This is a genomic window from Natronococcus sp. A-GB1 (assembly GCF_029688845.1).
In the GTDB taxonomy this organism is placed as follows: Archaea; Halobacteriota; Halobacteria; order Halobacteriales; family Natrialbaceae; genus Natronococcus.
Genome location: NZ_JARUKW010000010.1, coordinates 78111 through 104218 on the forward strand (window position 1 = coordinate 78111; position 26108 = coordinate 104218).

27 protein-coding genes are annotated in these 26108 nt (G+C 64.9%); 16 read left to right on the forward strand and 11 right to left on the reverse strand.

What is annotated here, in order from left to right:
* Positions 1-12: 12 nt before the first annotated feature.
* Complete coding sequence (locus QA600_RS12920) at positions 13-1536, reverse strand: MATE family efflux transporter (protein ID WP_278292356.1); 1524 nt, start codon at positions 1534-1536, stop codon at positions 13-15.
* 291 nt (positions 1537-1827) lie between these two features.
* Between QA600_RS12920 and QA600_RS12925 the strand changes: the two genes are divergently transcribed.
* From QA600_RS12925 to QA600_RS12935, 3 genes are read left to right on the forward strand one after another with little or no spacing between them, the layout of a single operon-like run.
* The gene (locus QA600_RS12925; protein ID WP_278292442.1) at positions 1828-2859 is read left to right on the forward strand and encodes an ABC transporter ATP-binding protein; all 1032 of its coding nucleotides are present in this window, start codon (positions 1828-1830) and stop codon (positions 2857-2859) included.
* Complete coding sequence (locus QA600_RS12930) at positions 2856-3668, forward strand: ABC transporter permease (RefSeq protein WP_278292357.1); 813 nt, start codon at positions 2856-2858, stop codon at positions 3666-3668. The genes QA600_RS12925 and QA600_RS12930 overlap by 4 nt, the downstream gene beginning before the upstream one ends.
* 4 nt (positions 3669-3672) lie before the next feature.
* Positions 3673-3915: a hypothetical protein gene (locus QA600_RS12935; protein WP_278292358.1), complete on the forward strand. Its 243-nt coding sequence runs from the start codon at positions 3673-3675 to the stop codon at positions 3913-3915.
* Positions 3916-3935: 20 nt separating this feature from the next.
* On the opposite strand, the gene QA600_RS12940 is transcribed toward QA600_RS12935, so the two are convergent.
* From QA600_RS12940 to QA600_RS12955, 4 genes are all read right to left on the reverse strand, one after another.
* Entirely contained in the window at positions 3936-4925 is a 990-nt protein-coding gene (locus QA600_RS12940) for an asparaginase (protein WP_278292359.1), read from the reverse strand.
* Between the two features lie 48 nt (positions 4926-4973).
* Complete coding sequence (locus QA600_RS12945; RefSeq protein ID WP_278292360.1) at positions 4974-5504, reverse strand: HNH endonuclease; 531 nt, start codon at positions 5502-5504, stop codon at positions 4974-4976.
* A 94-nt stretch (positions 5505-5598) separates the two neighbouring features.
* The gene (locus tag QA600_RS12950; RefSeq protein ID WP_278292361.1) at positions 5599-6834 is read right to left on the reverse strand and encodes a Xaa-Pro peptidase family protein; all 1236 of its coding nucleotides are present in this window, start codon (positions 6832-6834) and stop codon (positions 5599-5601) included.
* A complete protein-coding gene (locus tag QA600_RS12955; RefSeq protein WP_278292362.1) occupies positions 6831-7409 on the reverse strand; it encodes a MaoC family dehydratase in 579 nt (192 codons plus the stop codon). Before QA600_RS12955 ends, QA600_RS12950 begins: the two co-directional genes overlap by 4 nt.
* A 536-nt stretch (positions 7410-7945) precedes the next feature.
* Between QA600_RS12955 and lrp the strand changes: the two genes are divergently transcribed.
* The gene (gene lrp / locus QA600_RS12960; RefSeq protein WP_005557383.1) at positions 7946-8410 is read left to right on the forward strand and encodes an HTH-type transcriptional regulator Lrp; all 465 of its coding nucleotides are present in this window, start codon (positions 7946-7948) and stop codon (positions 8408-8410) included.
* A gap of 260 nt (positions 8411-8670) precedes the next feature.
* Here the strand turns inward: lrp and QA600_RS12965 are convergent, their stop codons facing one another.
* Positions 8671-9807, reverse strand: coding sequence for a hypothetical protein (locus QA600_RS12965; RefSeq protein WP_278292363.1), 1137 nt, complete (start codon positions 9805-9807; stop codon positions 8671-8673).
* A 97-nt stretch (positions 9808-9904) separates the two neighbouring features.
* Positions 9905-10537: a TetR/AcrR family transcriptional regulator gene (locus QA600_RS12970; protein WP_278292364.1), complete on the reverse strand. Its 633-nt coding sequence runs from the start codon at positions 10535-10537 to the stop codon at positions 9905-9907.
* Positions 10538-10638: 101 nt separating this feature from the next.
* Here QA600_RS12970 and QA600_RS12975 point away from each other — a divergent pair, with 101 nt between their 5' ends.
* The 5 genes from QA600_RS12975 (at position 10639) to QA600_RS12995 (ending at position 15118) form a co-directional block, all read left to right on the forward strand.
* Positions 10639-11997 carry an amidohydrolase family protein gene (locus QA600_RS12975; RefSeq protein ID WP_278292365.1) on the forward strand — a complete coding sequence of 453 codons (1359 nt, stop codon included), beginning with the start codon at positions 10639-10641 and terminating at the stop codon, positions 11995-11997.
* A gap of 20 nt (positions 11998-12017) precedes the next feature.
* The gene (locus QA600_RS12980; protein WP_278292366.1) at positions 12018-12908 is read left to right on the forward strand and encodes a fumarylacetoacetate hydrolase family protein; all 891 of its coding nucleotides are present in this window, start codon (positions 12018-12020) and stop codon (positions 12906-12908) included.
* A 463-nt stretch (positions 12909-13371) separates the two neighbouring features.
* Complete coding sequence (gvpH, locus tag QA600_RS12985) at positions 13372-13914, forward strand: gas vesicle protein GvpH (protein ID WP_278292367.1); 543 nt, start codon at positions 13372-13374, stop codon at positions 13912-13914.
* Positions 13915-14074: 160 nt separating this feature from the next.
* A complete protein-coding gene (locus QA600_RS12990; protein WP_278292368.1) occupies positions 14075-14314 on the forward strand; it encodes a PRC-barrel domain containing protein in 240 nt (79 codons plus the stop codon).
* A 21-nt stretch (positions 14315-14335) separates the two neighbouring features.
* A complete protein-coding gene (locus tag QA600_RS12995) occupies positions 14336-15118 on the forward strand; it encodes a hypothetical protein (protein WP_278292369.1) in 783 nt (260 codons plus the stop codon).
* Between the two features lie 18 nt (positions 15119-15136).
* On the opposite strand, the gene QA600_RS13000 is transcribed toward QA600_RS12995, so the two are convergent.
* A complete protein-coding gene (locus QA600_RS13000) occupies positions 15137-16138 on the reverse strand; it encodes a TatD family hydrolase (RefSeq protein ID WP_278292370.1) in 1002 nt (333 codons plus the stop codon).
* Positions 16139-16272: 134 nt separating this feature from the next.
* Between QA600_RS13000 and QA600_RS13005 the strand changes: the two genes are divergently transcribed.
* From QA600_RS13005 to QA600_RS13015, 3 genes are all read left to right on the forward strand, one after another.
* Complete coding sequence (locus QA600_RS13005) at positions 16273-17319, forward strand: sialidase family protein (protein ID WP_278292371.1); 1047 nt, start codon at positions 16273-16275, stop codon at positions 17317-17319.
* Positions 17320-17322: 3 nt separating this feature from the next.
* On the forward strand, positions 17323-17718 hold the full coding sequence (locus QA600_RS13010) for a DoxX family protein (protein ID WP_278292372.1): 396 nt from the start codon (positions 17323-17325) through the stop codon (positions 17716-17718).
* Between the two features lie 62 nt (positions 17719-17780).
* Entirely contained in the window at positions 17781-18374 is a 594-nt protein-coding gene (locus QA600_RS13015) for an NAD(P)H-dependent oxidoreductase (RefSeq protein ID WP_278292373.1), read from the forward strand.
* 353 nt (positions 18375-18727) lie between these two features.
* Here QA600_RS13015 and QA600_RS13020 read toward each other — a convergent pair whose 3' ends face one another.
* A complete protein-coding gene (locus QA600_RS13020; protein ID WP_278292374.1) occupies positions 18728-19006 on the reverse strand; it encodes a DUF3006 family protein in 279 nt (92 codons plus the stop codon).
* Between the two features lie 328 nt (positions 19007-19334).
* Between QA600_RS13020 and QA600_RS13025 the strand changes: the two genes are divergently transcribed.
* Positions 19335-20570 (forward strand): transposase, encoded by a 1236-nt coding sequence (locus QA600_RS13025; protein WP_278292375.1) that lies wholly within the window; start codon positions 19335-19337, stop codon positions 20568-20570.
* 47 nt (positions 20571-20617) lie between these two features.
* On the opposite strand, the gene QA600_RS13030 is transcribed toward QA600_RS13025, so the two are convergent.
* A complete protein-coding gene (locus QA600_RS13030) occupies positions 20618-21757 on the reverse strand; it encodes an MBL fold metallo-hydrolase (protein WP_278292443.1) in 1140 nt (379 codons plus the stop codon).
* 391 nt (positions 21758-22148) lie between these two features.
* Here QA600_RS13030 and QA600_RS13035 point away from each other — a divergent pair, with 391 nt between their 5' ends.
* From QA600_RS13035 to QA600_RS13045, 3 genes are all read left to right on the forward strand, one after another.
* Positions 22149-22502, forward strand: coding sequence for a hypothetical protein (locus QA600_RS13035; protein WP_278292376.1), 354 nt, complete (start codon positions 22149-22151; stop codon positions 22500-22502).
* A gap of 1057 nt (positions 22503-23559) precedes the next feature.
* Positions 23560-24678: a thiolase family protein gene (locus QA600_RS13040; protein WP_278292377.1), complete on the forward strand. Its 1119-nt coding sequence runs from the start codon at positions 23560-23562 to the stop codon at positions 24676-24678.
* Entirely contained in the window at positions 24675-25022 is a 348-nt protein-coding gene (locus tag QA600_RS13045; RefSeq protein WP_278292378.1) for a hypothetical protein, read from the forward strand. Before QA600_RS13040 ends, QA600_RS13045 begins: the two co-directional genes overlap by 4 nt.
* Before the next feature lie 16 nt (positions 25023-25038).
* Here QA600_RS13045 and QA600_RS13050 read toward each other — a convergent pair whose 3' ends face one another.
* Positions 25039-25806: an IclR family transcriptional regulator gene (locus QA600_RS13050; protein WP_278292379.1), complete on the reverse strand. Its 768-nt coding sequence runs from the start codon at positions 25804-25806 to the stop codon at positions 25039-25041.
* Between the last annotated feature and the right edge of the window lie 302 nt (positions 25807-26108).

Sequence of the window (26108 nt, forward strand, 5' to 3'; positions counted from 1 at the left end):
TTGTCCGCCTCGTCAGTCGTCCTCCTCGAATCCGCCGTTTGCGGTCGGCGGCCGTTCCTCGGCGCCCGGTTCGGGCTCTTGATCCGGCTCCGTCTCGACCACGCTGTCGGTCCATGTCCCCCGGAGGAGGTACAGTCCGGCCAGGACGACGATGACGACGTTCGTCAGCGCGTCCCCGATGAAGACGCCGGTCGCGCTCATTCCCAGCGGTTCGGCGAGGCCGTAGGCCAGCAGTGGGCGGAGCACGATGAAGCCGACGATCGCGAACCCCATCGCGGTCCGGGTGCTGCCGCTTCCACGGAACGCTCCCTGTACGATGTAGAAGACGCCCAGGAAGACAAAGGAGAGCGAGACGATCCGCAGGTACTCGGCGCCGACGGCCGTTACCTCGGCCGCTCCCGAGCCGGTGATGAAGAAGCTGACGATCGGATCGGCGAGCAGGTAGACGAACCCGCTGAACAGGAGGAAACAGCCGGCGATGAGTCCGGCCGCGGCGTACACCCCGCGCTTGGCGCGGTCGACCTGCTGGGCGCCGAGGTTCTGCCCGACGACGGTTTCGACGCCTCGAGCGAGCCCGAGCGCCGGCAACACGACCATCGACGTGACGCGGGTGCCGATGCCGTAGCCGGCGACCGCCGTCGGGCCGGCCAGCGCGACCAGCGCGGTCAGGATCGTCACGCTGAACGCCTTGGTGCTGACCTCGACGCTCGCGGGAAGGCCGATCGTCACGAGCTGTTTGACGGTCTCGAGCTCCGGTCGGAAGTCGCCAGCCGAGAGTTCGATCCCGACCCGTCCCGTGAGCAACAGCCAGATGCCGATCGCGGCCGCGAGCCCCCGCGAGAGGATCGTTGCGAACGCCGCTCCCTGGACGGCCCAGCCGTCGAATCCCGTAAGCGCGAACAGCTGTGACTCGAGCGCCTCGAGGCCGAACCAGGCGAAGACGACGTTGTCCTGAAAGCCCAGAATGAAGAAGGGGTCGATGGCGACGTTGAGCGCGACGCTGAACGTCATGAGGTACAGCGGCGTGCGCGTATCGCCCCACCCCTGCAGCAGCGACTGGAAGACGAAGAACGCGAAGATAAAGGGCATTCCGGCGAACTCCGTTCGGGTGTAGGTGCGGGCGTACTCGTACTCGAGGGTACCCGGCTCGGCGCCGACGAGCCGGAGCATCGTCGGCGTCAGCAGGAAGCCGACGATTCCGATCAGCACCGAGAGGGCGAAGACGAACGTGACGGTCTGGCCGGCGACCCTGGCGATCCGCTCGACGTTGCCGGCACCCTTGTTCTGGGCGACGAGGACGGTCCCCGCGACGTTGAAGCCGATCCCGAAGCTGATCACCAGAAAGATGATCGCCCACGAAAACGACAGCGCGGAGACGCCCGCCTGACCGAGCCGACCGACCCAGAACGTGTCGGCCAGGTTGTAGCCGACCATCAGCAGATTGGTGATGACGATCGGAACCGAGAGGACGATCAACGGCCACACCAGCTTTCCGTTGATGACGTCGACCGACCGGTCCCGTCGTTCTCGGCTCATCTACTCACCGCTCCGGGGCGAGGGGCCGAAACGCTTTCTCCTTCGCCGTGATCGTTCGATCGGCGACGCGGACTCGCCCGGGTCGGCCGAACGGATGTTGCGGGTGAGCTCCGACCCGGATCGCGGCGGAGGCCTCGAGTTTTTGTAGCTTCGCTGCCTCTACGGCGTGTGACAGTGCGCGAGGGCGACCGGTTCGCGGGTCGGCAGAACGAAGGCGCGGGAACTGGCGAGACGGCCGCTGAACCCCTTCTTGAACGCTCGGCCGAACGGTCCGGCTCAAGCGCTGAGCCGATCGACCGCGTCGGCGACGACGCCGACGGACCGCTACCGGCGCGTCGTCCTCCGGCCGTCTCCGTCGACGGGCTGTGCAAGCGGTTCGGCGAGGGAGCGGGGGCGATCACGGCCGTCGACGACGTCACGCTCGAGATCGAGACCGGATCGATCGTCGGACTGCTGGGGCCGAACGGCGCCGGAAAGACGACGCTGATCAAGTCGATCCTCGGAATGGTGTTTCCCGACGAAGGGACGGTCCGGATCTGCGGGATCGACGTCTACGACCGTCCTCGCGAGGCGTACGCGTTCGTCGACGCGATGCTCGAGGGCGCGCGAAACGACTACTGGCGGCTGACCGTCAGGGAGAACCTGCGCTATTTCACCACGATCAGCGGCGTCGATCCGGACTCGGTGCGGGGCCGACACGAGCGGCTGCTCGCCCAGTTGGGGCTCGCCGAGAAGGCGGACGTCCCCGTCCGCGACCTCTCCCGGGGGATGAAACAGAAGGTGTCGCTGGCGACCGTCCTCGCGGGGGGAGCGGAGGTGATCTTCCTCGACGAGCCGACGCTGGGACTGGACGTCGAGAGCTCGCGCACCCTCCAGCGGGAGCTGCGGCGTCTCGTCGAGGAGGAGGGGCTCACCGTCGTCCTCAGCAGCCACGACATGGACGTCGTCGAGACGGTCTGTGACCGGGTCCTCGTCGTCTCGAACGGACGGATCATCGCGGACGACACCGTCGACGCGCTGCTTCGCGGAACGGACCGTCATCGTATTCGGATCTCGAGTCCCGATCTCGTCGGCTCGATCGTCTCGGAGCTGCGAAATCGGTTCGCCGTGATCGAGGTCGAAGCGTTCGATACTGGCGGACGAATCGACGTCACGACGGACAGCGACGGGCTGTACGAACTGATGGCCCGGCTCCGGGCTGCCGGGGTGACCCTCGAGCGGGTGCGAACCGTCGAGCCGGACCTCGAGGACGTGTTCGTCGAGCTGACGAGCGCGGAGGGTGAGGAGCGGACCATGCGGGGACTCGAGGGGGGCGACCGATGACGGCCCGGGAAGCCGCTGTGGCCGAGACGTCGCGGAAGGCGGGCTACCGCCACCTGGCTCGAGCCGTCCTCTACCGGGAGTTCCTGCTCTTCGTCCGCTACCCCGCCAACGCGGTCGGGGGGATCGTCGTCGCGCTGTTTTTCTTCGGCGTCCTCTTCTACGGCGGCCAGATGGTCGCCGGACAGGCGCTCACCGACTCGATCGAGGGGATCGTCGTCGGCTACTTCCTGTGGACGCTCTCGGTCGGCGCCTACTCCTCGATCTCGAACGACATCGGAAGCGAGGTCCAGTGGGGAACCCTCGAGCGCCACGTGATGACGCCGTTCGGGTTCGCGCCCGTTGCGCTGTTGAAGGGCGTCGCGAAGATCGTTCGGACCTTCCTCACCTCGACGGTGATCCTGGCCGTGATGATCGTCATCACTGGAACGACGCTCGAGCTGAACCTCCTGACGATCGTCGTCGTCGCGACGCTCACGATCGTCTCGGTGCTCGGTCTCGGCCTCGCTGCGGGTGGGGTCACCGTGCTCTACAAACAGATCGGCAACTGGCTCAACCTCCTCCAGTTCGGGTTCATCGTGTTGATCTCCGCACCCGCGTTCGACCTCGGCTGGATGCGGCTCCTCCCGCTCGCTCACGGCAGCGCCCTCCTCCAGCGCGCGATGGTCGACGGGATCCGGCTCTGGGAGTTCTCGCCGATCGACGTGGGGCTCCTCGTCGGGGTCGCGGTCGGCTACCTAGTTCTGGGGTACGTCGTGTTCCAGTACGCGACCCGTCGAGCGAGACGGCTCGGCGTCCTCGGCGACTACTAAGATCATGAGTCACGACAGAATCCGCGCGCGGAAACCGACGACCGACGTCGATCGATGGACCGTCGGCACCGTCGAGCGAACCGGCAATCGGGACGGAAACGCCGTCGAGGTGCAACGTGACGAGGGCGACTCGGTCGAGTTCCTCGCCACGTCCGCTCTCGGGAAGCTGGTCGAGAAGCGACTGGAACTCGAGGACGGCGAGTCGCCGGTCGGCGCTCGAGTCTGGTACCGAAAACACGGCGGGTGACGCGTTCGGACGAGCGAGCGCTACTCCGTCGTCGGGACGCCGAGCTGGTCCTCGAACGCCCCTCGAACCGCCTCGAGGTCGTCGAACGCCGACAGCGCCAGCCCGAGCTTGATCCGGGCTTTCCAGGGCGGTAGGTCGCCGGCCGGGATCGTCCCGTGCTCGCGAACGGTTCGGCTGCCGCCCGGGCCGCCGTACCGAGCGCTCACCGCGCCGTCGAAACACCGCGTCGCGACGACGATTGGGACGCCCGCCTCGACAGCATCCTCGACGGCGTCGCCGATCGCGGGTGTCGTGTTCCCGATGCCGCTCGCCGCCAGGACGAGGCCGTCGACGCCAGCCTCGACGGCGCGCTCGAGCTGGCGGGCGTCGACGGCCAGCCCGCTGGGGATCATCTCGACTCGATCCGTCAGCTCGGTCGTGGGCAGCGAGACCGACTCGCTTCGGGGGTCGCGGCGCAGCGAGATTCCGTCGGCCGTGAGCTCCGCGACCGGTCCCGAGTCGGGCGAGGCGTACGCCTCCGGGCGACCGGCTCGTGCCTTCGTCACCCACCTGGCCGCGTGGACGAGGTTGCCGAACGCGATGTACGCCCCGTCGGTGAACCGCTCGTCGGCCGCGGTGCGGACCGCCTGCAGGAGGTTCGCTGGGCCGTCGGCGCCCGCCATATCGGCAGGTCGCTGCGCGCCGGTGAAGACGACTGGGACGTCGGCGTCGCTCACCAGATCGAGGTAGTACGACGACTCCTCCATCGTGTCGGTGCCGTGAGTGACGACGACGCCGTCGACGCCGTCCTCGTCGGCCTGTTCGACCGCGCGGACCAGCGACGCGACGTTCGACGCGGAGAGATGGAAACTGAGTTCGTCGCAGACGGATTCGATCTCGAGGGTCGCGACGTCCTCGAGTTCGGGGACGGCCGCGACGAGGTCGTCGCCGTCCTTCGAGGGCGTGGCGCCGCCGTCGCCGTCAGTCGATGCGATTGTTCCGCCGGTGCTCAGGACGCGGACACGTGGCATACGAGGGTGTCTCGCCCGGAGCTACTTTGCTTGTCGCCCGCTGAGAGTTCAAAAGAACTTGTTGAACAGTCGCTTCCACGAGCGGTACTGCCGTCGCGCCGACTTGATCTCGTCGACGGCTTCCGCGAGCTCGCCACCGGCGGTTTTCCCCCGCTCCTCGGGCGGGATCGCGGTCGGCGCGACCGCATCCCTGTTGTGAACCGCGGTGTGACACGCCTCGCACACGGTGATCAGATTCGAGAGTTCGTGGATCCCCCCGCGGGACTTCGGGACGATGTGGTGGGCGTGGAGTTCGACGTCGCCGTGGGGGCCGCCGCGGCGCCGACAGTTGGCACACTGGTAGTCGTCGCGCCGGTAGACCTCCTGTCGGCGCCGATCCCAGTCGTCGGGGTAGTCCCGCGTGGACTGTTTGCTCACCGCCTCGAGCGAGCACTCCTCGTCGGCACCGGCCGGCGCGACGCCGCTCTCGAGTTCCTCGTCGGCCGAGACGCCGTCGTACTCCAGATCCTCCCCGTCGGGGCCGCGGATCGAGATGTCGATCCCCAGTTCCTCGAGGTCGTCGTCGGGTTGTTCACTCATTGGATCGGCGTACTCTCACGTTCAGTGTCGGAACGTCTTTGTGATTACGGTCCGAAGCGCAGACAAGCCCTAAACAGCGAAAGTAGAGTTGTATTTAGTTGGAGAGGTCGGAAATCGTCTCAGTTCGGGTCGGATTTGGCTCGATCTCGCAGGGGTAGGCAGTCAGGTTCTCGTAGCCGTCGGCCGTCACGACGATGAGGTCCTCGAGTCGCACCCCGCCACGGTCCGGGTCGTACACTCCCGGTTCGACGGTGACGACGTGGCCGGCCTCGAGCGGATCCTCGCTCGAGAGCGACGGCGCCTCGTGGAGGCTGACGCCGACGCCGTGGCCGGTGCCGTGGTACATGCCGACGTCGACGTCGCCGGACTCGAACCCGTACTCGGCGAGCGTCCGGGTCGCCGCCTCGTGGACGTCGGCCGCGCGCATCCCGGCCCCGCCGCGGAGCGCGTCGAACGCCGCGTCCTGGGCTTCGCCGACCGCCTCGTAGGCCCGTCGCTCCCACTCGCCGACGTCACCGACGACGAAGGTCCGCGTGAGATCGGCGTAGTACCCCTGTGGACCTCGCGGGGAGAGGTCAAGCAGCACCGTCTCGTCCGGGCTGATACGACCCTCGCCGGTGAAATGGAGGTCCGCGCAGGTTTCCCCGGCACCGATCACCGTGTTTCCCGCGTCACGAACTCCCGATCTCGCCAGGGTCGCGTTCACCTCGCGGCGCAGCCGCTCCGTGGTAAGGGGATCGCCGCGCCAGCGGAGTTCGCCGTGCCCGTCGTCCTCGGTGGTCTCGGGGGTCGCCGCCGCGAGCACCGCCTCCGCCCTGGCCATCCCCTGCTGAGCCGCCCGCTGGACGAATGCGTGTCGGTCCCGCTCGGCGCTCGTCTTGCGCGCCCGACCGAGGTCGATCGGCTCGAGTACGACCTCGCCGACGGCGTCAGCGAGAGACCGCGTCGCTCCGGCGGGTATCGAGGGGAGGGCGAGCACGCGCACGTCCTCGAGCGGTGATGCCAGTCGGTCGTCGAGCACCTCGAGCGCCCGTCCGGCCGCGCTCGAGGCCGAGGACTCGCCGGCCGGGGCGACCGTTTCCGGAAACTCCCGCTCGGCCTGTTCGGCGAACAGCCGGGGCGCACACAGCACGGCGCGCCCGGCGACGTGGACGAACGCGTAGTCCCGATCCGGCCCGTCAAAGCGGGTCAGGTACCGCAGGTTGTCATCGAACCGGTCTCCGACGTGGACGAAGGCGTCCGCTCCGGCGGCTGCGGTTGCGTCAGCCAGCCGCTCGAACGCTGCCTTTCCGTCCCGGTTCGGCTCCGCCGACGAACGATCTCGGCTCACGCGTCCTCCGGTTGGGTGCCGATCCCCTCGGGCCAGCCGGGCGGCTGCGCGGCGGACGGGTCGGCGTGCCCCCGTTTGAGCACCATCGGCGTCCGTTCGAGCGACAGCACCTTCGTTCCGTTCTGGTTGTACGCCCGAAGCTCGGTCGTGACGATCCCGACGTGGTCCCGGGAGTCGCTCTCGCGTTTCTCGAGCACCTCGCTCTCGGCGAAGATCGTATCGCCGTGGTAGACGGGTGCGTGGTGACGGATCCGATCGTACCCGAGATTGGCGGTCGCGTTCACCGAGACGTCGAGTACACTCATCCCGACGGCGAGAGCGATGACGAACGTCCCGTCGACGAGCCGCTCGTCGAACTCGGTCCCGGCGGCGTACGCCTCGTTGAAGTGCATCGGGTTGAGGTTCATCGTCACGTTGGTGAACCAGACGTTGTCGGTCTCGGTGACGGTACGGCCGAAGGGGTGTTTGTAGACGTCGCCGACCGCGAAGTCCTCGTAGTAGCGGCCGTGCCAGCCGGCGACCACGCGTCGTTCCGGTTCGGGGGTCCCGTCCTGTGTGTCGGTGTCGTCGGTCATTCTCCGTGTCGAGGCTCGGCCGTGGACGTGTTGTAACTCCCGGAAAGCGGCCGTGAAGCTGGCCCCGACCGGCCAGCAGCGGAAAGTGTCTCGAGACAGTCGTCGGGTCACGAGCGTCTCGAAACCGCTATGAGTAGATAATACTAGCAATAGCTATTATTCAACTAATACCGTAACAACTGTATTATACCGTCGCTTGCTCACACATGCAGTGGTATCGACCCTGCACCCATGCACCCAGTCTTCCCCTCGGGGAAGTCTTTCTGTGGCCGTTCCCAGGTGACTAGTTGGCTGGCCTCGAGGACCGCCGTTAGCTTCGTCAGACGACTCGAGTTGCCGGTATCGGCGAATTGGAGCCGTAATACTGTGGGTTTTCCCTCGCGATCCGCTCGAGGTATCTCGACTCGCCGATGCTCGTTGTCGAGTACTTTCCTGAAAGTACAAATTGTAGCTTATAAACTCGGCTGAATCCTTTCCGGAATTCGCCGAATCAGTTTTCGTAACACCCTAGTATAAGGAGAAAAATATCCAAACCAATGACCTACGAACATCTGGACACCGATCTGGTGAACGAACTGCTCGGGAACGGCCGCGCCAGCCTCCGGAGCCTCGCCGAAGAGCTCGACGTCTCCGTTACGACGGTCTCGAACCATCTCTCCGACCTCGAGGACGAGGGCGTCATCGAGGGCTATACGCCGATCGTCGACTACGACGCCGCCGGCTACGACGTGACCGCAGTGATGCAGCTCAAAGCCGAGGGGAGCGCGCTCGCGGAGATCACGGAGACGCTCCGGGACCACCAGCAGATGATGTCCGTCTACGAGGTCACCGGGGACTACGACATCGTCGCGATCGGGAAGTTCAAGGATACCGACGACATGAACGATCAGATCAAGGCGCTCGTTACGGACCCGGATATCAAACAGTCGAACACCAGCATCGTGCTCAACAAGGTCGCCGAGAACGAGCAGTTCGAACTCGAGGCGGACCGCGAGGACTGATTCGCCCTCCTCATCGACACCAGTCTCGAAGCGGCGAACGGAAGGCGGCTGCGTGGATCTCCTTCCTGTCGTCGCTCTTCCTCGCCGTCGGAGTCATGCACGGTGAAACGGTGGCGAGAGCGCCGCCGGATCGAGAACCGCTCCCCGTGTGGGTGTCTCGATGGAAACGGTTCGAGCGCGACGGAAGCGACTCGAGGCGTCGATCCCGCAGGAGCAGATCGCGGTCGCCAGGACTCCGCAGAGACCTCCCGCTGTTATCGCTACTCGTCGACGAGCCGCAGCCAGTCCCAGTCGGCCCCGCTCGTCGAACGGAACCCGATACTCATCTCGTCGTCGATACCGTCCGTCTCGCTCGTCTGTACCGATCCGAGCGTCGCCCCCTCGAGATCCTGAATCCGGAACTCGATGCCTTCGGAGCTGTCGAAAACGAACCGACAGTCGACGGTCTCGCCCGCCAGGTTCGGAACCGTCGAGTCCTCTTCGAGGATTTCGACGCCGTTGCCGGTCTCACGCCCGAGCCGGATCTCGCCGCTTGGATCAACGATGAGCCGCCAGCCGGGTGTCTGCGTCGACCAGACGTCCTCCTCCATCCCGACGAGGATCCAGGGTTGGGAGGCACCCGACTCGGGGCGCACGAGCACCGAGACCTCGCGGCCGTCCTCGGGGTAGTTCGGGAGTCCCTGCCCGGGGAACGAGCGGACGTTCGAGTCGCCGTCCTGTCGAAGCCCCTGACTCGAGCCCTCGTGGAGGGCCGCGCTCGAGGAGACGTCGGCGTCGCCGGCCCCGTCGAGGGTCCACGGACCGACCAGACGACCCTGGTCGTACTCCTCGAAGTCGTCGATCGTCGCCCCGTTCTCGTCGTCGCTCTCGTCGTCCGTCTCGACGTCTCCGATCTCGAGTTCGTACGCGGCGGTTTCCTCGCAGTTGCTGAGCGAGAACGAGTAGACCTCCGCCTCCCCGGGTTCGGGGGCCGTCTCGTCGGCGTAGCGCGTACTCGAGAGCTCCCCACCGTCGTCGTCGTAGATCCGCGCCTCCATGTCGATGGTCGGCTCCTCGTCGCCCTCGTTCTCGAGTTCGACGTGGATGTGACAGTAGTCCGTCGGCGGTTCGTCCGCCCACGTGTAGGTGTGCCGCCGGGCCGAAAGCGATTCGCCCGCGTCTCCGGAGAGAGTTACGTCCCCCTCGATGGAGTCATCCTCGTACACCTGCTCGTCGTCGGCGTCGTCGGTCGGTTCGTCGCTTTCGTTACCGGAGTCGTCGGTGCCGGAGTCGTCGCCGTCGGAATCGTTGGCGCCGGAGTTGTCGCTCTGATCGGGAGACGCTTCGTCGTCGCCACAGCCGGCCAGCGCGATCGAGAGCGTCGTCCCGGCACCCCCGAGTAGCGTCCGTCGTCGCATACGCGTTTGTTATCCAACGGCGGAATAACAGTATCGAAAGACTGACGCTCGGTGCGCCGGTCGTGAAGTCGACGTCGTCGGCGCTGCGCGCGACAGATCAGGAGTATCGGTTGCCCTCCGCGTCGATACACAGCGGGTCGAGGACGAACTCGTGGATGGCCCGCCGCGCCTCGTCGGGGGCGTCGTCGTGACCGAGTGAGATCCGCCGTCCGCGCGCGGCGTGGATCGCGTCGGTGACGAGCTGGCCCATCCGCTCGGCGTCGACGTCGCGGAAGACGCCCTGCTCGATGCCGTCCTCGACGACTTCGACGATGCTGCCGCGGATCCGCTCGTAGTGCTCGTTGAAGATCTCCCGGTGTTGCTCGTCGTTCTGTGCGTAGGTGTACAGCTCGTGGTACACCTTCATCCGGTCCCAGTGGGTGAACTCCTCGAACTCGGGACCGAACAGACACTGATCGATCCGCGCCTCGAGCTCCGTTCGCGGGTCCGTGTCGCGGTCGACGTCGACACTTCCCTCGTATTGGTCGATGACGTACTCCAGAAACGAGGACAGGAGATCGTACTTCCCCTCGAAGTGGTAGTGGATTACCTGCCGGGTCAGCTCCATCTCGTCGCCGATGTGGCGCATCCTGAGATCCGCGTACCCGTGCTCGCGTAGCGCACGGAACGTCGCCTCCATGATCACCTCCTCGGTTTCCTTGCCGGAGGCGCTCCCGTCGGACTCGCTCATACGATTACTCCGTTCGAACGATATATAGTTCGATTGCTCCGACGATAGGAGTTTACCAGACGGTAAACTTTTATTCTCGCGGTCAGTCTGTCAGACCGAGCATGACAGAAACACTCATCCGGGACGGCACCGTCGTCTCGCTCGATCCCGAGATCGGCGACCTCGAGGAGGGCGACGTGCTGATCGAGGACGGCGAGATCGCCGAGATCGGACGCGGGCTGAGCGCGTCGAACGCCGAGGAGATCGACGCCTCCGACCACATCGTCCTGCCGGGGTTCGTCGACTCACACATCCACCTCGCACAGACTCAGGTACGGGGTATCGCCGGGGACTGGTCGCTCATGGGCGACTACTTCGATCACATGCTCGGCAACATCGCCGGCCTCTACCAGCCCGAAGACATGTACCTCGGGGGCCTCTTCGGCGCCTTCGAGAAGCTCTATACGGGGACGACCACGGCCCTGGACTGGTCGTACCCAAACTCGCTCGAGCATGCTGAACGGGCCGTCGACGCGCTGCAGGACACCGGACTGCGCGCGGTGTACACATACGGGCCGCCGGGTGACGACGCGGCGACGTGGTGGTTCGACAGCGACGTCACCCTTCCCGAGGAGCAGATCCGCGAGTTCCACGACGAGAAGATCAGCGACGACGACCTGCTCGACCTCGCGCTCGGGCTTCGGGGGCCGGACTTCTGTACCGACGAGGCCGCTCGCAGCGACCTGGAGCTGGCCCGTGAACTCGACGTTATCGCCACGCTTCACATGGGCGCTGCGTGCTGGCCCTCGTCTGTCTACGGCGACGACTACCAGGGCTTTGGCGCGATCGAGGATATGCTTGGGCCGGACGTCAACGTCGCCCACGGGAACCACTTCGCCCAGGAGGATATCGACTACGCCATCGAGCAGGGTGTCTCCTTTTCGGCAACGCCGGAGGTCGAGATGCAGATGGGCCACGGCATCCCCGTCACCGGGAAGGTCCTCGAGGCCGGCGGTCGGCCGGCGTGGGGCGTCGACGTCTGCTCGGACATCAGCGGCGATATGGCGACGCAGATGCGGATCGGCCTGCAGGTCCAGCGGATGTTCGAGAACCAGGCGATCCTCGAGGGCGATTCGGAGGTCACCGAGGTACAGACCACGGCCCGAGACACCCTCGAGATGGCCACCATCGAGGGGGCGCGGGCGCTCGGCATGGAGGACGAGATCGGCTCGCTCACGCCCGGCAAACGGGCGGACATCGTCATGATCCGCACGGACGACCTCATGACTGCTCCGTGTCATGACCCGGTTCAGACCGTTGTCTTCCAGTCCGATCCGTCTCATATCGACACGGTGCTCGTCGACGGCGAACCGGTCAAGCGCGACGGCGAACTGCACAACCCGCTCGTCGAGGAGGAGTTCGGCCGCTTCGTCGCCTCCGGCGAACGGCTGCTCGACGAGGCCGGCGTCGACCTCGAGTAACTCCACACCGATTCACCACAATGCGACTCGGACAGTACGCGACGACGGACGGAGAACAGCCCTGGTGTGGCGCCAGAATCGACGACGAGACGGTCGTCAACCTCGCCGAGGCGGGCGCCGCCGCCGGCATCGACTTGCCCCAGCGAAGTACCGACCTGCTGGCCGGCTGGAAGTGGCAGCGGAAGGCCGAACTGGCCGTCGAGCACGCCGCGGAGACGGGAGTCGGCGTCTACGAGCACGACAACCTGGTGCGACACGCGCCGGTAGGAAATCCACAGAAGGTCGTCTGTGTCGGGCTCAACTACCGAGATCACGCGGAGGAGGGCGACAACCCGATCCCGGACGAACCCGTTCTCTTCTCGAAGTTCCCGACGACCGTGACCGGTCCGGAGAGCACGATCAGCTGGGATCCCGACCTCACCGAGAAGGTCGACTACGAGGCCGAACTCGTCGCCGTCATCGGGGAGAAAGCCCGGTGCGTCGACGAGGACGAGGCCCTCGAGCACGTCGCCGGCTACCTCGTGGGCAACGACGTCTCGGCGCGGGACCTCCAGCACGGCGACGGCCAGTGGGTTCGCGGCAAGAGCCTCGACGGCTTCGCCCCGATCGGACCCGAACTCGTCACGGCCGACGAGGTCGACGACCCCCACGACCTCGAGATCCGGGCCGAGGTCAACGGCGAGCGCCTCCAGGAGTCGACCACTGCGAACCTCATCTTCGGCATCGACGAGCTGGTGTCGTTCTGCAGCCAGGCGTTCACGCTCGAGCCGGGCGACCTGATATTCACCGGGACGCCGCCCGGAGTCGGCGTCTATCGGGAGCCGCCGGTACTGCTCGAGGACGGCGACGAGGTCACGATCGGCGTCGAAGGGCTCGGCGAACTGACGAACACCTGCGCGTTCGATAGCTAACGCCAGAGGGCAGCACGGTTTCGGCAGTTCGTGCTTGCCCGGGATTCGTGGAAGGGTGGGGATGCGTCTCAGTTCGGATCGAGCCACCGTCCCGTACGGTCAAAGCTGATACCGTTGCGGCGCCGCTCGAGCATGGGACTCGCGAGCGCCCTCCAAGAACGAGCGGCTCCGTACCGTAGATTTTCGTCGTCGAGTGGCTGCCTGTTTCACTACCCGTATGAACCGGTGCGAGCGGCCGTGAGAAGGGTGTGGTGAGCAGTCCCGCGAACCACCTCTCGAGGATCGATTTGTGTGGGTTATGTGAACCGAGGACTGAGTTGCCCTCTCCGAGGCCAGTGCACTGCCTTCACCGCTCAGAAGGTAGCCTAAAAGAAAACGTAGCAACTGACGGGTACGGAGGCTTATCCCGCTAGAGGCTATCACATAACGTACGAGATAATCGCGATACAGAGGTGACCCCCCCATGAGCAACAAGGACGAAAACGAGCGGGAGGACAGTGACCGAGATGCATCCGGACGCGATCGACAACGAACCGATCCGTCCCTTGCAAGAGCTATCGAGAGTTCGCTTCAAGCGGGATTACGATCGCTATCGGAGGGGTTAGAGAACGTGGTCGGAGAAGAGGCGAAGCGTTCCTCGAGAGGGCCGCCCGGATCACGCCCACCGGCTCAGAGAAGCCGGGTAAATCGAAAACAGCACCGAGACGGTTCGGAACAGAAAGGGACACGGAAATCCGAGTCTGCGGAGTGTTTGATCGACACTCGTCTCGACAACGGGGAGTTCGTCGTCGTCGCAGACCTTCCCGGAGCAACCAAAGAGGATCTCACGGCTGGAATCAATCCAGAGACGAACGAACTCGTCATCAAGAAGACGGGCACTACCGTCGGACGGGTGGAGCTTCCCTGGACCTCGTCGGAAATGCGAAACGCGTGGTTCAAAAACGGTATCCTCGAGGTCTACATCAGATCGAACGACGCCCAACAGCCCGACAACTCGACCTCGTAGGGGATCGATTTCTCGCCCGGCTGCGTCTCCCAGTCCACCGGTCGGTGAACGTACGGATCAGAACGACGAGTCGGATTTCGGAGATGGCGAGGACCGGGGGTTGAGTTCCCGGCACATGGAGGTGACAGCTCTTACTCGGTACTCGCTGACGAACTGCCGTATGTGTGCTCGATTCACGGACGACGACGAAGGCAAACGGGTCGTCAACGCAGAGGGTGACGAAATCGGCATCATCGAGACCGTCGAAAACGGGAGCGCTTACGTCAACCCTGATCCGGGAGTTACGGACGCCATCAGATCGAAGCTCGGGTGGGGCGATTCTGACGAGGAGAGCTACGAGCTCGCCGAACGAAACGTCGAGACGGTTACGGACGATGAAGTGCGGTTAGACCGATTGTGAGCGTTCTGCACGGATCGATCCATGACCGACGAACACGACACTCGAGTGGCGGAGATTCTGGACGACGCGAGCACCGAGAGTGAAACGTTGCTGGCGCCGGAGGCGACGGCGGACGAAGCTGGACGCGACCTTCTCGAAGTCGCACGGGAAGCCGACGAGTTCGTCGCGTCCTCGGAGCCGACGACGTTGCTCGAGGCCGTCGGCCTCGGGACGCTCCCGGACGGGTCGGAGGCCGAGTCCGTTTTCGAGGGGATCGCGAAGGGCGAGCCCGAACGCGTCGAGGATCTCCATCGACTGCTGCGCCTCGCGAAACTCGGCGACCGATCGGACGAGGACGCGCTCGAGGACGCCACTGCCGGAATCCGCGAGGCGATCCAGCGGGCGCAGTCGGAGACGGACGAGACGATACCGGAGGATACCGACCGGGACGCCCCCTCCGATCGGGAGCTGATGGCCGACGAAGGCAGCAGCGAGGCCGCCGCCGATCTCGGAGATCGCCTCACGAAGGCGATGAGCTCGCCGCTCGAGACGTTCGGCGACGAGATCGGCGACGTCCAGGACCAACTCGAGGAGGTGATGGCGAACAACACGGACAACGAGGACGACGGGAACGAGGCGGAAGAAACCGACACCAGGGAGGCCGACGAAGGCGACGACGGGCTCCTCGGGCTGGGCGACGACGGGAGCGGCGGACTCGGATCGAGCGAGTCGTCCCGTCTCTCGACGATGGCGCCGCCGCCGTCCGAACGGTCGGACATGCACGCCGTCAAGCGCCACTCGACGATGCCGAAGCGAAACAGGTGACGATCCCCTCCTTGAGGATCACTGCCCGATGTCGAATACGTCGCGCGGATTCTCGAGCACTACCTGCCGAATCGCCGCCTCGTCGATCCCGTAGCGATACAGCTCGAGGATGGCCCGCTTCAGCGCGAACGGATCCGTCCGTAGGACGTTCGCACAGTCGGTGTCGACCATGATCCGCTCGGGGCCGTACTCGTCGATGGCGTCGGCGACGTCCGCCGCGGTGACGCCGATCAGCCACGAGTGGCCGATAGTGTAGCTCAGATAGCAGTCGGTCTCCGCCATGAGGTACTCGGTGTTGTTCCCGTCGGCGTGGGAGGCGACGACCCGTTCCTCGTCGAGACCCGCGTCTCGAGCCGCCTCGACGTCGATCTTCGCCGCCTCGAGCGCCGGGTTCTCGGCGTCGATCACCGGCTCCTGGCCCAGCCCCGGGTTCTTCTCGTAGCCCGGCGTTCCGATTTCCGAACGGTAGGACCGGCCCGAATCGCTCGAGGTGTTCGGCGTGTGGAGGAGCACAGGCAGGTCGTGGTCGGCCGCGAGCTCCATCTGGGCCTGGACGATCGCGCGCTGTTCGTCTACGTCCCAGCTACTGACGTGCTGGGTAGGTGTGACGCCGGTTTCCCCGATCGCGACGACCTCCTCGAGTGCACAGTAGTCGGCCATCGCCTCGAGCGCCTCGTCGGGGTTCTCGATGCGGACGCCCGTGTGGATCCCCAGTCCGAGGTTCGCCTCGAAGAAGTGGTTCCGCTCGATCGCCGCGCGGCGGTTGATCGCGTCGTCCCAGAGGTACCGGATATCCTCGGCCCTAACCGGCTTGTACGGCGTCCAGTGGTAGCCCGAGGCGACCATCACCATCGACTCGCAGCCCGAGAGGGCGTACCGCTCGCGATCGTCCCACGAGAGCGTGTGGGCGTGGTTGTGGACGTCGATCCAGGGTAAGTTGAGGAGCTCGGTCGGCAGCTCCGGGTGGTCGTCGAGATGCGCTGCATCGGTCGGCCGCTTCGTCGGGTGTGTCGGTGGCATGGGTCAGGTCAGGTGTACCGCAAACGGTGTGGGCGAGGCCGTTGTAGTCACGACGGATCCCTATCGTCGGCGCGAGCACTTAGCGTTTTACAGGCTGGTAAAACTTTATTATGTGTGGAAGTAACGTGACACACATGGCGCTGCTGATCGGGACGGACGACGGCCTCTACCGGGTCGCCGGGGTCCCCTTCGACCGGGACGAGGCGGAGCAAGTGCTCGACTGCGGGGTCGTCACGGCGGTCAGATCGTGGGACCATGCCGACGGCGCCTTCGTCGCGTCGTCGACGGGGGCGTACCGCTCGAGGGACGGCGGCCGGACCTGGGAGGACCTCGAGGTCCCCCTCGGCGACCGCTTCTGGCACGCCGGCGAGAGCGAGGTGTGGTCGATCCTCGCGACGGCCGACGGGGCGCTCTATGCGGGGACGAACGATCCCTACATCTACCGCTCGGTCGACGACGGCGAAACGTGGTCGGAACTGAAGGGCTTTCGCGAACTTCCCTCCCGAGGTCACTGGGAGTCGCCGATCGATCCCCACTACGCACGACTGCGCGCACTCGAGGCCGTCCCTGGTCGCCCGGAACGACTTATCGCTGGCGTCGAAGCTGGTGGGATCCACCTGAGCAACGACGGCGGTCAGACCTGGCTCGACCGTCGAGAGACGATCATCGACGACGTCCACCAGGTGCTGCCGATCTCGGAAGACGTCTGGCTCGCGACGACCGGGTATCTGGACCACGACCTCGAGAACCTCGGTCTGGGTCACGCGGTCGGCGTCGGCGGACTGTACCGGACGACCGACGCGGGTGACTCGTGGACCCGGCTCGACGACGGGAACGACTACTCCTACATCAGGTGCGTCTTCGTCCACGACGGTCGGCTGTTCTTCTGTGGCGGCGAGGAGGCGCCCCCGGCCTGGGTCGACGACGAACACGAGGTCGCACTGTTCGAGTCGACGAACTTCGGACGGGACTTCGAGCGGGTGCCGTTCCCCGGCGAGCCCCACGAGGTCATCGAAACCTGGACGGTCCACGACGGCGACGTGCTCTGTGGCTCCGGACTCTTCGACGTCCCCGATCAGCGCGACGACGTCGAGGGTCGGATCATGCGACGCGACGAAAGCGGGGAGTACGAGACGGTCGGGCGACTCGGTGCGAACGTCAGCCGAATGGAGGCGATCTGAGCGATGGCCGACTCGTCTCCACCCTCGAGACTGGGCCGGCTGCTGTATGGAGCGACGCTCATGTACATGGCCGTCGATGGGTTTCAGAGCAACGAGAAACGCGTCGGGATCGCCCGCGAGAAGGGCGTTCCCGTTCCCGACCTGCTCGTTCCGTTCGTCACCGGCATGCTGTTCGTCGCCAACCTCGGGATCGTTCTCTGGAAGTTCCCTCGAGCGTCCGCCGGCGCGGTGATCGTCTTCTTCCTCGGGACGACGCCGGGGATCCACGATTTCTGGACGATGGAGGGCGAGGAGCGCCAGGCGAACAAGATCAACTTCTGCAAGAACGTCGCCCTTCTCGGCGGCGCGATCCTCCTGCTCGAGGCCGCGAGCGACGACCCCGTCGCGACGAACGAGTAGCGGACCGACCGGGCCGCCGCGTGCGGGAGAGCGATTTTAACCCGCCCTTCCGAACGTGGCCTATGGACGAGAACACGGTCCGCGTCGTCGCCATCGCCGGCAGCCTCCGCGAGGAGAGCTACACCCGCCCAGCCCTGCGCCACGCCTTAGACGCCGCCGAAGCCGCCGGCGCGAGCACCGAACTGGTCGACCTCCGGGAACTCGAGATTCCGCTGTTCGACGCCGACGACGACGAGGCCGGCGACGCGTCGGAACTCGCCCGGCGCGTTCGGGAGGCCGACGCCATCCTCCTGGGGACGCCGATGTATCATGGGTCGTACTCCTCGGTGCTGAAGACCGCGCTCGACTACTGCGGGTTCGACGAGTTCGAAAACAAGACGGTTGGACTGCTCGCGGTCTCCGGCGGGAGCTTCCCCATCGGGGCGCTCGACCACCTGCGGGTCGTCTGCCGGGCGCTCGACGCCTGGGTGTTACCTCACCAGGCAGCGGTGCCGAACGCTCACAGTCGGTTCGAGGGCCGAGAACTGGTCGACGAGGACGTTCGCCAGCGCGTCGAGACGCTCGGAACGCGAGCGGTCCAGTTCGCCAACATCGAGCCCGATCCCGACTCGTTCGAGAGCCGGGAGAACGTCGGTGCCGACGAACGTGCCGGCTGACTGCGAGGTGAGATGCCCCGTATCTGCCGATTAACCGTTATAGACGTCACACAAGGCATATACGCTCGAGCGGATTACCTGCGCTCGATGACTGAAACCCACTACAAGTGCACCCGGTGCAGCGCTGCGCTCGACTACAGAACGACGAAACACGCCGGCTGTCCGGAGTGTGGATCCATTCCGGCCCACAGCGCGGACTGAATCGAGCATACGGGCGGTCAACTACCGCCCCGTTCTCGAGAGCATTGACGCGAATCCTCTCGGGCCGGACTGGCTCGACGCTTCACAGCGAGTCGAAACTTCCCGTTCATCCGCCTGCGACTCCGTCGTGAACCGCGCGACACCGGAGGAAACTACTGCTCGTCGAGTCGCTTCGAGAGCCGATCGAACTTCTCCTGAAGCCGCTCTCGTCGCTTTCGCTCGCGCTCGGGTCGGTACTCGAGGTCGACGAGCGCCCCGTCGGAGACGTCGGCGTCGAACAGCGCCCCTTCGTGTCGACACTCCTCCGGAAGCGTCTCGAGGTCGAGATCGAGCTGGTCGACGACGTCGCCGTCATCCTCTACGAGCACGACGGCCGTCGTCCCGTCGACGATGCGATCGACGACGCAGGTGAACGAGCCGTCAGCGGTCATTACCCGGATACACCGGCCGTAGCCGTATCAACCTGTGGTGTGGCGACGCTGGCCTGCTCGTCCGGTCGCTCTTCTATCTTTAAACAGCGAGAGAATCCCGCCGTTTACGGCGGGCGTGAATCGCGTCACTTGATTTTGCAGCCGCCGCTACTCGGCGGAACTGGATTCCATACGTTCGTCGATGCAGCCTCTCACGAGGCTGGATAGGTTGATGTGGTTTTCGTCGATCCATTCGACTTGATCCTCTCGAATCGTTATCTGCTTCCGTTGCATCACGTCACGCTACAACTCCGTAATGTATAAATGTGGCGGATGTGTATAAGTGTGTATGGCAGAGGAGGTGGCGAAAACGCTCGAGGCGACGCTTGCCCCACCGACACAGGGGAAAGCGGTGCGTCTCCGTCGCCTTCTCTCCACCTACCGCGAGGCGTTGCACGACGCGTTCGACTCCGGTGCCGATACGATGAACGGCGTCTCCGATGTGGTAACACCGTTCGACCTCCCGTATCAGGCGAAGGCTGCACTGTGCAGCTACGTCCCGAAGCTCCGGAAAACGTACAACGCCCGCGAACTTGACGACGAACATCCACTCCGGCTCACGAACCAGGCCGCGAAGTTCGACCGGGATGAATCCAGACACCACGAGATTTGCTGGAACGTTCCCATGCCAGGTCGTGGAACGAACTTCTGGATTCCGCTTCGGATCAACCCTGAACAGGAATCTCTCTGGCACGATATCCTTAGCGAGGATGCAAAGGCCGGGCAGATCCGACTTCAGCAGAACCGGAGCAGTTGGGTGTTGCACGCCACCGTCACGTACTCGGTCGAAGAAGCCGAGACAGACGGCGACGAGACGTACATCGGTTTCGATATTGGCGAGAGCGCGCTGATTACGGGCTGTGCCCTCAAGCGCGATGTACCACGGAAACCGATGCTCGAGAGTGGCAGTCGTGCCCGACACCTCCGCAAAGAGATGTTCACGACGCTCAAACGTCTACAAGAGCGTGACGCCGCCGACTGGCGCGTGGACGAACGCTTCGACCACTACCAGAACGCACTCACGGATATCGTTGAGAAGGTGTCCTGGCGTGCTGTCGAGTACGCCGAGTCTTTCGAGGATCCGGTGATCGTACTCGAGGACTTGTCGTATATCCTCGAACGACTCGACTACGGCAAGTTCATGAATCGGCGGCTTCACGCGTGGGCATTCGCCCGTCTTCAGGGTCGCATCGAAGACAAGGCGGCCGAAGCAGGGATTCGGGTTGAGTACGTCAACGCGGCGTACACCTCGCAGACGTGCCACGCGTGCGACCGCCTCGGTCGGCGTAGTCAGCAAGCGGAGTTCGTGTGTCCACACGACGACTGCCACATAACAGAGTTCCAAGCAGATATCAACGCGGCGGCGAACATCGCAAGTCGCGTAGATCCGTGGGGAGAGAGTGTTCCTTGGGAACCGGAACGCAATGACTCGCCTCGGAACGGGAGCGCCAGTGACAGCGCCACAGTCCACCGCGAGACGAGCGAGAAATCCTCGCAGATGACGCTCGCGGCCTACTTGGACTGAAACCTACGGCATAGCCGGAATCCCACTGTCGTGGGAAGCCTCGTCGTTTACGGCGAGGAGGATGTCACGAGGTCGGCCGCGTCCGTCGAGAACTCCCGTTCGGTCTCGACACCCACGTCCGTTCCGTCGGTCGTCACCACGACGTCGCCGTGGACGCCCGTCCAGTAGGTCTCGATCCCCCGGTCGGCGTACTCCTCGAGCACCTCTTCGTGCGGGTGACCGTACTGGCTGTCGTAGTCGCTCGAGATGACGGCCATCTCCGGATCGACCGCGTTCATGAACGGCCCGGTGGACGACGTCGACGAGCCGTGGTGGCCGGCCTGGTACGCGTCGGCCTCGAGCGCGCCGCCGTGTGCTTCGACCATCCGCTGCTCGGCGTCGGCCTCGGCGTCGCCCGTCGTCAGGTAGGCGAACTCGCCGAACTCGAACGCGATCGAGACGCTGTTGTAGTGGAGGTCGTCGTCGGATTCGCCTGCGGGCGGGTTCAGCACGGTCGCCTCGACCCCGTCAATTGGCAGTTCGTCACCCTCCTCGACCTCGAAGAGGTCGACGTGGTGTTCTTCGATCGCGTCGAGGTAGTTCTCGTAGGTCGCGGAGTCGTGGGCGACGCCCGAGTCGTAGGCGGCTCCGACGCCGTCACCGTCGGTTTCGAAGTGCTCGATCACGGCAGCGTGGCCGCCGATGTGGTCTGCGTGTGCGTGGGTCGCCACGAGGTGATCGATCCGATCGACGTTCTGGGACTCGAGATAGGCGATGACTTCCGAGCCGTCCTGGCGCCAGTCGCCGGTGTCGATCAGCACCGTTTCGTCGTCGGGCGTCACGAGAAGCGTCGCGTCCGCCTGACCGACGTCGATGTGGTGAATCTCAAGTTCGCCCTCGACGTCGGTCGTCCGTTCGGTCTCCGGGTCGCCGTCCGTGCTAGCTGCTCCCGTGTCGTCGCTCGAGCCGTCGTCGGTGCCTTCCGCTTCGGTACCGTCGTCATCGGCGTCCGCCTGCGCTGATCCCGGTTCGCTATCGGTTTCGTCTGCTGCACCGTCGTCGGACTCCACCTCGTCGTCCGGATCGTCCGTCTCGTCGGCCTCCGTCCCGCCGTCGTCCGCCTGGCCGTCGGTATCGGCGGCCTCGAGGTCCTCGGCATCGGCGTCGACCGGTGGATCGTCGTCGGCGTCGAGCGGCGTGACGAGCATCCCCGTCAGAACCGCGACCACGACGAGGACGGCGAGGACGCCCGACGAGAGGGACCGATCGGTCCGTCCGCCGATCTCGGCCCGCGTTCGCGGAACGATGAGCGCTGCAGCGCCGAGAAACAGGAGGGCGGCGAGTACTCCCTGTAGTATCGACAGCGGTGAGAGTTCTATCGCGGAGAGCGCGGTGAGCGCAAAGAGCGCGACGAGCACGCCCAGCCCCCACTGGGCGACCGATCTAACGGTGACCATACCACTCTCTGACGAGGGAGTATCGGATGGCTCTTTGGATTGCTCACACTTCGGGCGAGGGTAATACTGTCCGCCAATACGAACGTCGGATTCGTCGAAACTCGAGGGCATCCTTTTGTGTCGGCGACCCGACCCCGGCAGTATGGTCGGAGGACTGGAACCGACGGAGGAGACCGACGGCTCCGTGATCGTTCGCCTGCTGGACGACGGCGACGAAACGAGGACGATCCGGTGTGACTCGTACGCCGACGCGATCGAGGTAGTGACGGACCGCCAGCGGTCGGTGACGGCCGCGAAGATCCTCGACCGCGACGAGAACGTCGTCTTCACCTCCGCGGAGATGGAGATCGAAGTTTGGGAAGCTGCGTGGGAGGACGCGAAACGCGAGCTCTCCGTCGACGTCGACGAATCGGACTGTCCGTACGAGAACGGCGCTTGCTTTCCCGGCGACCGCTGCGTTCGGTGCCAGTTGTCGGACACTCGAGGGGGAGAGTGACGACGGTCCGTCGGAGTTCCGACGAGCGGGCTCGGTCGCCTCGGAGGGACTGGCGGGCTCGAACCGATTAGAGCGACACGAAATACGTTGGAATATTTATTATAATACTCTACTATCTAGTTAGATTCCCAAATAGTTGATATACTAACTATAGTACACTGGATAAGAGGCGGAATACGATCACGACGGCTCGTCCGGGAACGCGAAGCAGAACTGATCGTTGCTTCGTGTACAACAGCCCCGAATTAGATCCGATACCGGGCCCTCGTCCCCATTTCAGCACCGGTACCCGATCCTAAACACCTCGAGCAAAGACCCAACGAAGGAGCAACCGGTCACGATCGGTTGTGACTGACTCGAGTGTTGCACACCACAGTATGGCTATAAAAACACAATTCTACTGCCGGATGGAGGTGACAGAAGAGCAAGACTACCCTTTCTGGGACCAGCAGAACCCCAATCTCGACGGAAACGACTCTCGACCGAGACGAACAGTTTCCGCGAGCGCAGATTCGATTATGAGGCCGCGTCCGATCGCCTGCCGAGAGGCTGCTACGCTGCTCGAGCCACCCGTCACGGGCCCAGTCTCGACCGACTGAACGATGAAGCCGGGCGAACGAGTAATCTACGGGCGGAGCAGGCCGAGCGCCTCGGAGTGGTACGGAAGGCGAGGTCTTCGATGGCTGAGCGGACCGGAGTCGCTCGAGATGGCTTGCCGTCTCGTAATGACGAATCGCCTCGCCGACATCGTTCGATCCGTTCCGCAAGGCCCGTGAAACCGTTACTCTCGCTCGACGCCGAGAGAGCGTCCCTCTCTCGAACCACTCGATCTCGAGGCGGATTCGCCGGGGACGAGGTGAGAAAGCCGATGCTCCCCCCGGAAGCCGACGCCACCGAATCGGGATGCTGGCGGGTATTCGTCCCGCTTTCGGGCGTTTGCAACGACATCTATAAGTCAGTGTGGTTTGTTACCTCACGCAGTGAGATGGTAAGTCATCACTCCATTTCGGGTCGGCCAGAGGCATCGCCGGCTCACTTCGGACTCCCCGGCGTCGGAATGACGAGGTTTACCGGGTCCGACGATCGATCCCTCGCCGAGTTGCTAGAGACCGCCGCGGAACGGGCGCTCGACGACGCCAACGTCGAACCGGACGCCGTCGATTCGGTCCACGTCGGCAACATGGCCGCGGAAGCGTTCAACAACACCTCCGGACTGGCGAACGCGTTGACCGCCAGCCTCGGCCTCAGCCGGGCGTCCGCACGCCGGATCGAAAACACCAGCGCGACCGGAGCGAGCGCGGTGCTCGACGCGGTCGACACCGTTCGAGCGGGGCGGGCCGAGGTCGCACTCGCCGTCGGCGGCGAAAAGATGTCGGTCGCCGAGACGTCGGTCGCGACCGAGATCATCAGCCGGATCACGCACAGCCAGGAGTACGACCAGGGGATCACCCTTCCCTCGTTCGCGGGTCTCGCGGCCGCTCGGTACCTCGAGAGCTACGATGCGACCCGGCGCGACCTCGCACGGGTTGCGGTGAAGAACCACGCGAACGCCCGTCGGAACCCGTACGCACAGTTCGAGAGCGACGTGACGGTCGCGGACGTCCTCGACTCGCCGGAGGTCGCGACGCCGCTTCGCCTGTACGACTGCTGCCCGACGACGGACGGAGCCGCCGCGGTGGTCGTCACGGCGGCGAACGCAGACGTGTCGGTGACAGCCTGCGAGAGCGCCGTCGGCGTCCACGCCGTCGCGGATCGGGTCGACCCGTTACGGATCGAGAGCGCTGCGGCCGCCGGGCGAGCCGCGTACGACGCAGCGGGAACGGGTCCCGACGAGATCGATGTCGCGTGCATCCACGACGCCTTCACCATCCTCGAGTGGCTCGAGATGGAGGAACTGGGGCTTGCCGAGCGGGGCGAGGCGTGGAAGCTGACCCGTGAGGGGCGGACCGATATCGACGGTGACGGGGACCTGACGGTCAACCCGGGTGGCGGGCTGAAAGCCCGGGGCCATCCGCTGGGTGCCACAGGGATCTCCCAACTCGTCGAACTCGTCTGGCAGCTTCGGGGGGACGTGCCCAACGACCGCGCGGTCGATTCGCCGCGGTACGGACTTGCGATCAACGTCGCCGGGTTCGGGAACAACAGCGTCTGTACGATCGTGGAGGCGAGCGGATGACGCGCGTCCTCGAGTGTCCGAACTGCAGTCGACGAACCTTCTACGAGAAACGCCGCTGTCTCGACTGCGGCGCCGACGGGCTACGCACCCGTGATCCGGGCGTCGGAACCGTACAGGCGGTGACGGCGGTTCACGTCACGCCCGACGGCGTCAGCGCCCCGAACCGGCTCGGTCTTGCCTCTTTCGACGGCGATGCGAGTATCATCGCCCGCCTCGAGACCGCTCTCGAGCCGGGCGACTTGGTCGTCCTCGAACCGACCGAAGGTGCGGAGTCGCCGCCATGGCTCGTCCCCGTCGAGACCGAGCAGAATCGGGAGACACCGACGAGTTCGGGCAAGCAGTGAGACCGGTGACTGACGATTATATAGAGTGAGCGATGTGGAGCTCGAGTTCGTTGACTGCGCCAAGCACCCGTTCCGGAAGCTCGTCGGTGAGCTGTGCTCCCTTGACGCGGTGGGCGGGTCCGGAGACGCTCAGCGCACCGATCACCTCGTCGTCGGCATTCGTTACCGCCGCGCCGACCGCGTGAACGCCCTCCGTCGTTTCCTGCCTGTTGAAGGCGTACCCGCGCTCTCGGATTCGTTCGCACTCCTCCTCGAGTTCCGCGCGCGTCGTGATGGTGTTCTCGCTCACGCCCTGTAACCCGTGGGTCGCGACGATCTCGTCGACACGGTCCGCTGGCACGTTCGCGAGGATCGCCTTTCCCGCGGCGCTCGTGTGGAGCGGGCCGCGCTTTCCGATGTGGGCGCCGGTCTGCACCGCGCTCTGGCCGACCTCGGTGTACAGGTAAACCCGCTCGCCGTGTTCCTCGACGATAAACTGGGCGCGCTCTCCGGTCTCCGCCGCCAGCGCGTCGACCTTCTGCTTGATCATCGGGTACGCGGTCGTCGTTCGCTGGGCGTGGCCGCCGACGGTGAGAAACTGAAATCCGATCCGGTAGCGCCCGTCCGTACACACTACGTAGCTGTGCTCGCGGAGCGTGACGAGGTGACGATGGACGGTGCTCGGGGCGAGTCCGAGATGTTCGGATAGTTCGTGGATCGTCGCCTCTCCCAGCTCTCGGAGCGCATCGATGACTCGTATGGAGGTCTCGGTCGTGCGTGCCCCCGATTTGGGTTTGTTTGCCATACTCGATCCTGGGAACCCGGGCATTATAAATTATGCCACTCCTTGCGGAGACGGGCCTCCAGATCGGTCTCCCTCTAGATCCTACAGAGCGGGATCAGCGACTTTCGCACCGTGACAGAGACTCCTGTTTCGGCCGTTTTCCGACAACAATCCCAATATATTATCATCCAAAACCGAGGCCGTCCCATGAAATTACATTCGTACCTTCGTAATGATATCCACGGGGCCAGCAGTCGGACGTGTGATGTGGCCTCATTCGTCATGTTCTGGTGTTCTTCGCGTACATCCCGGACTCTCGGATG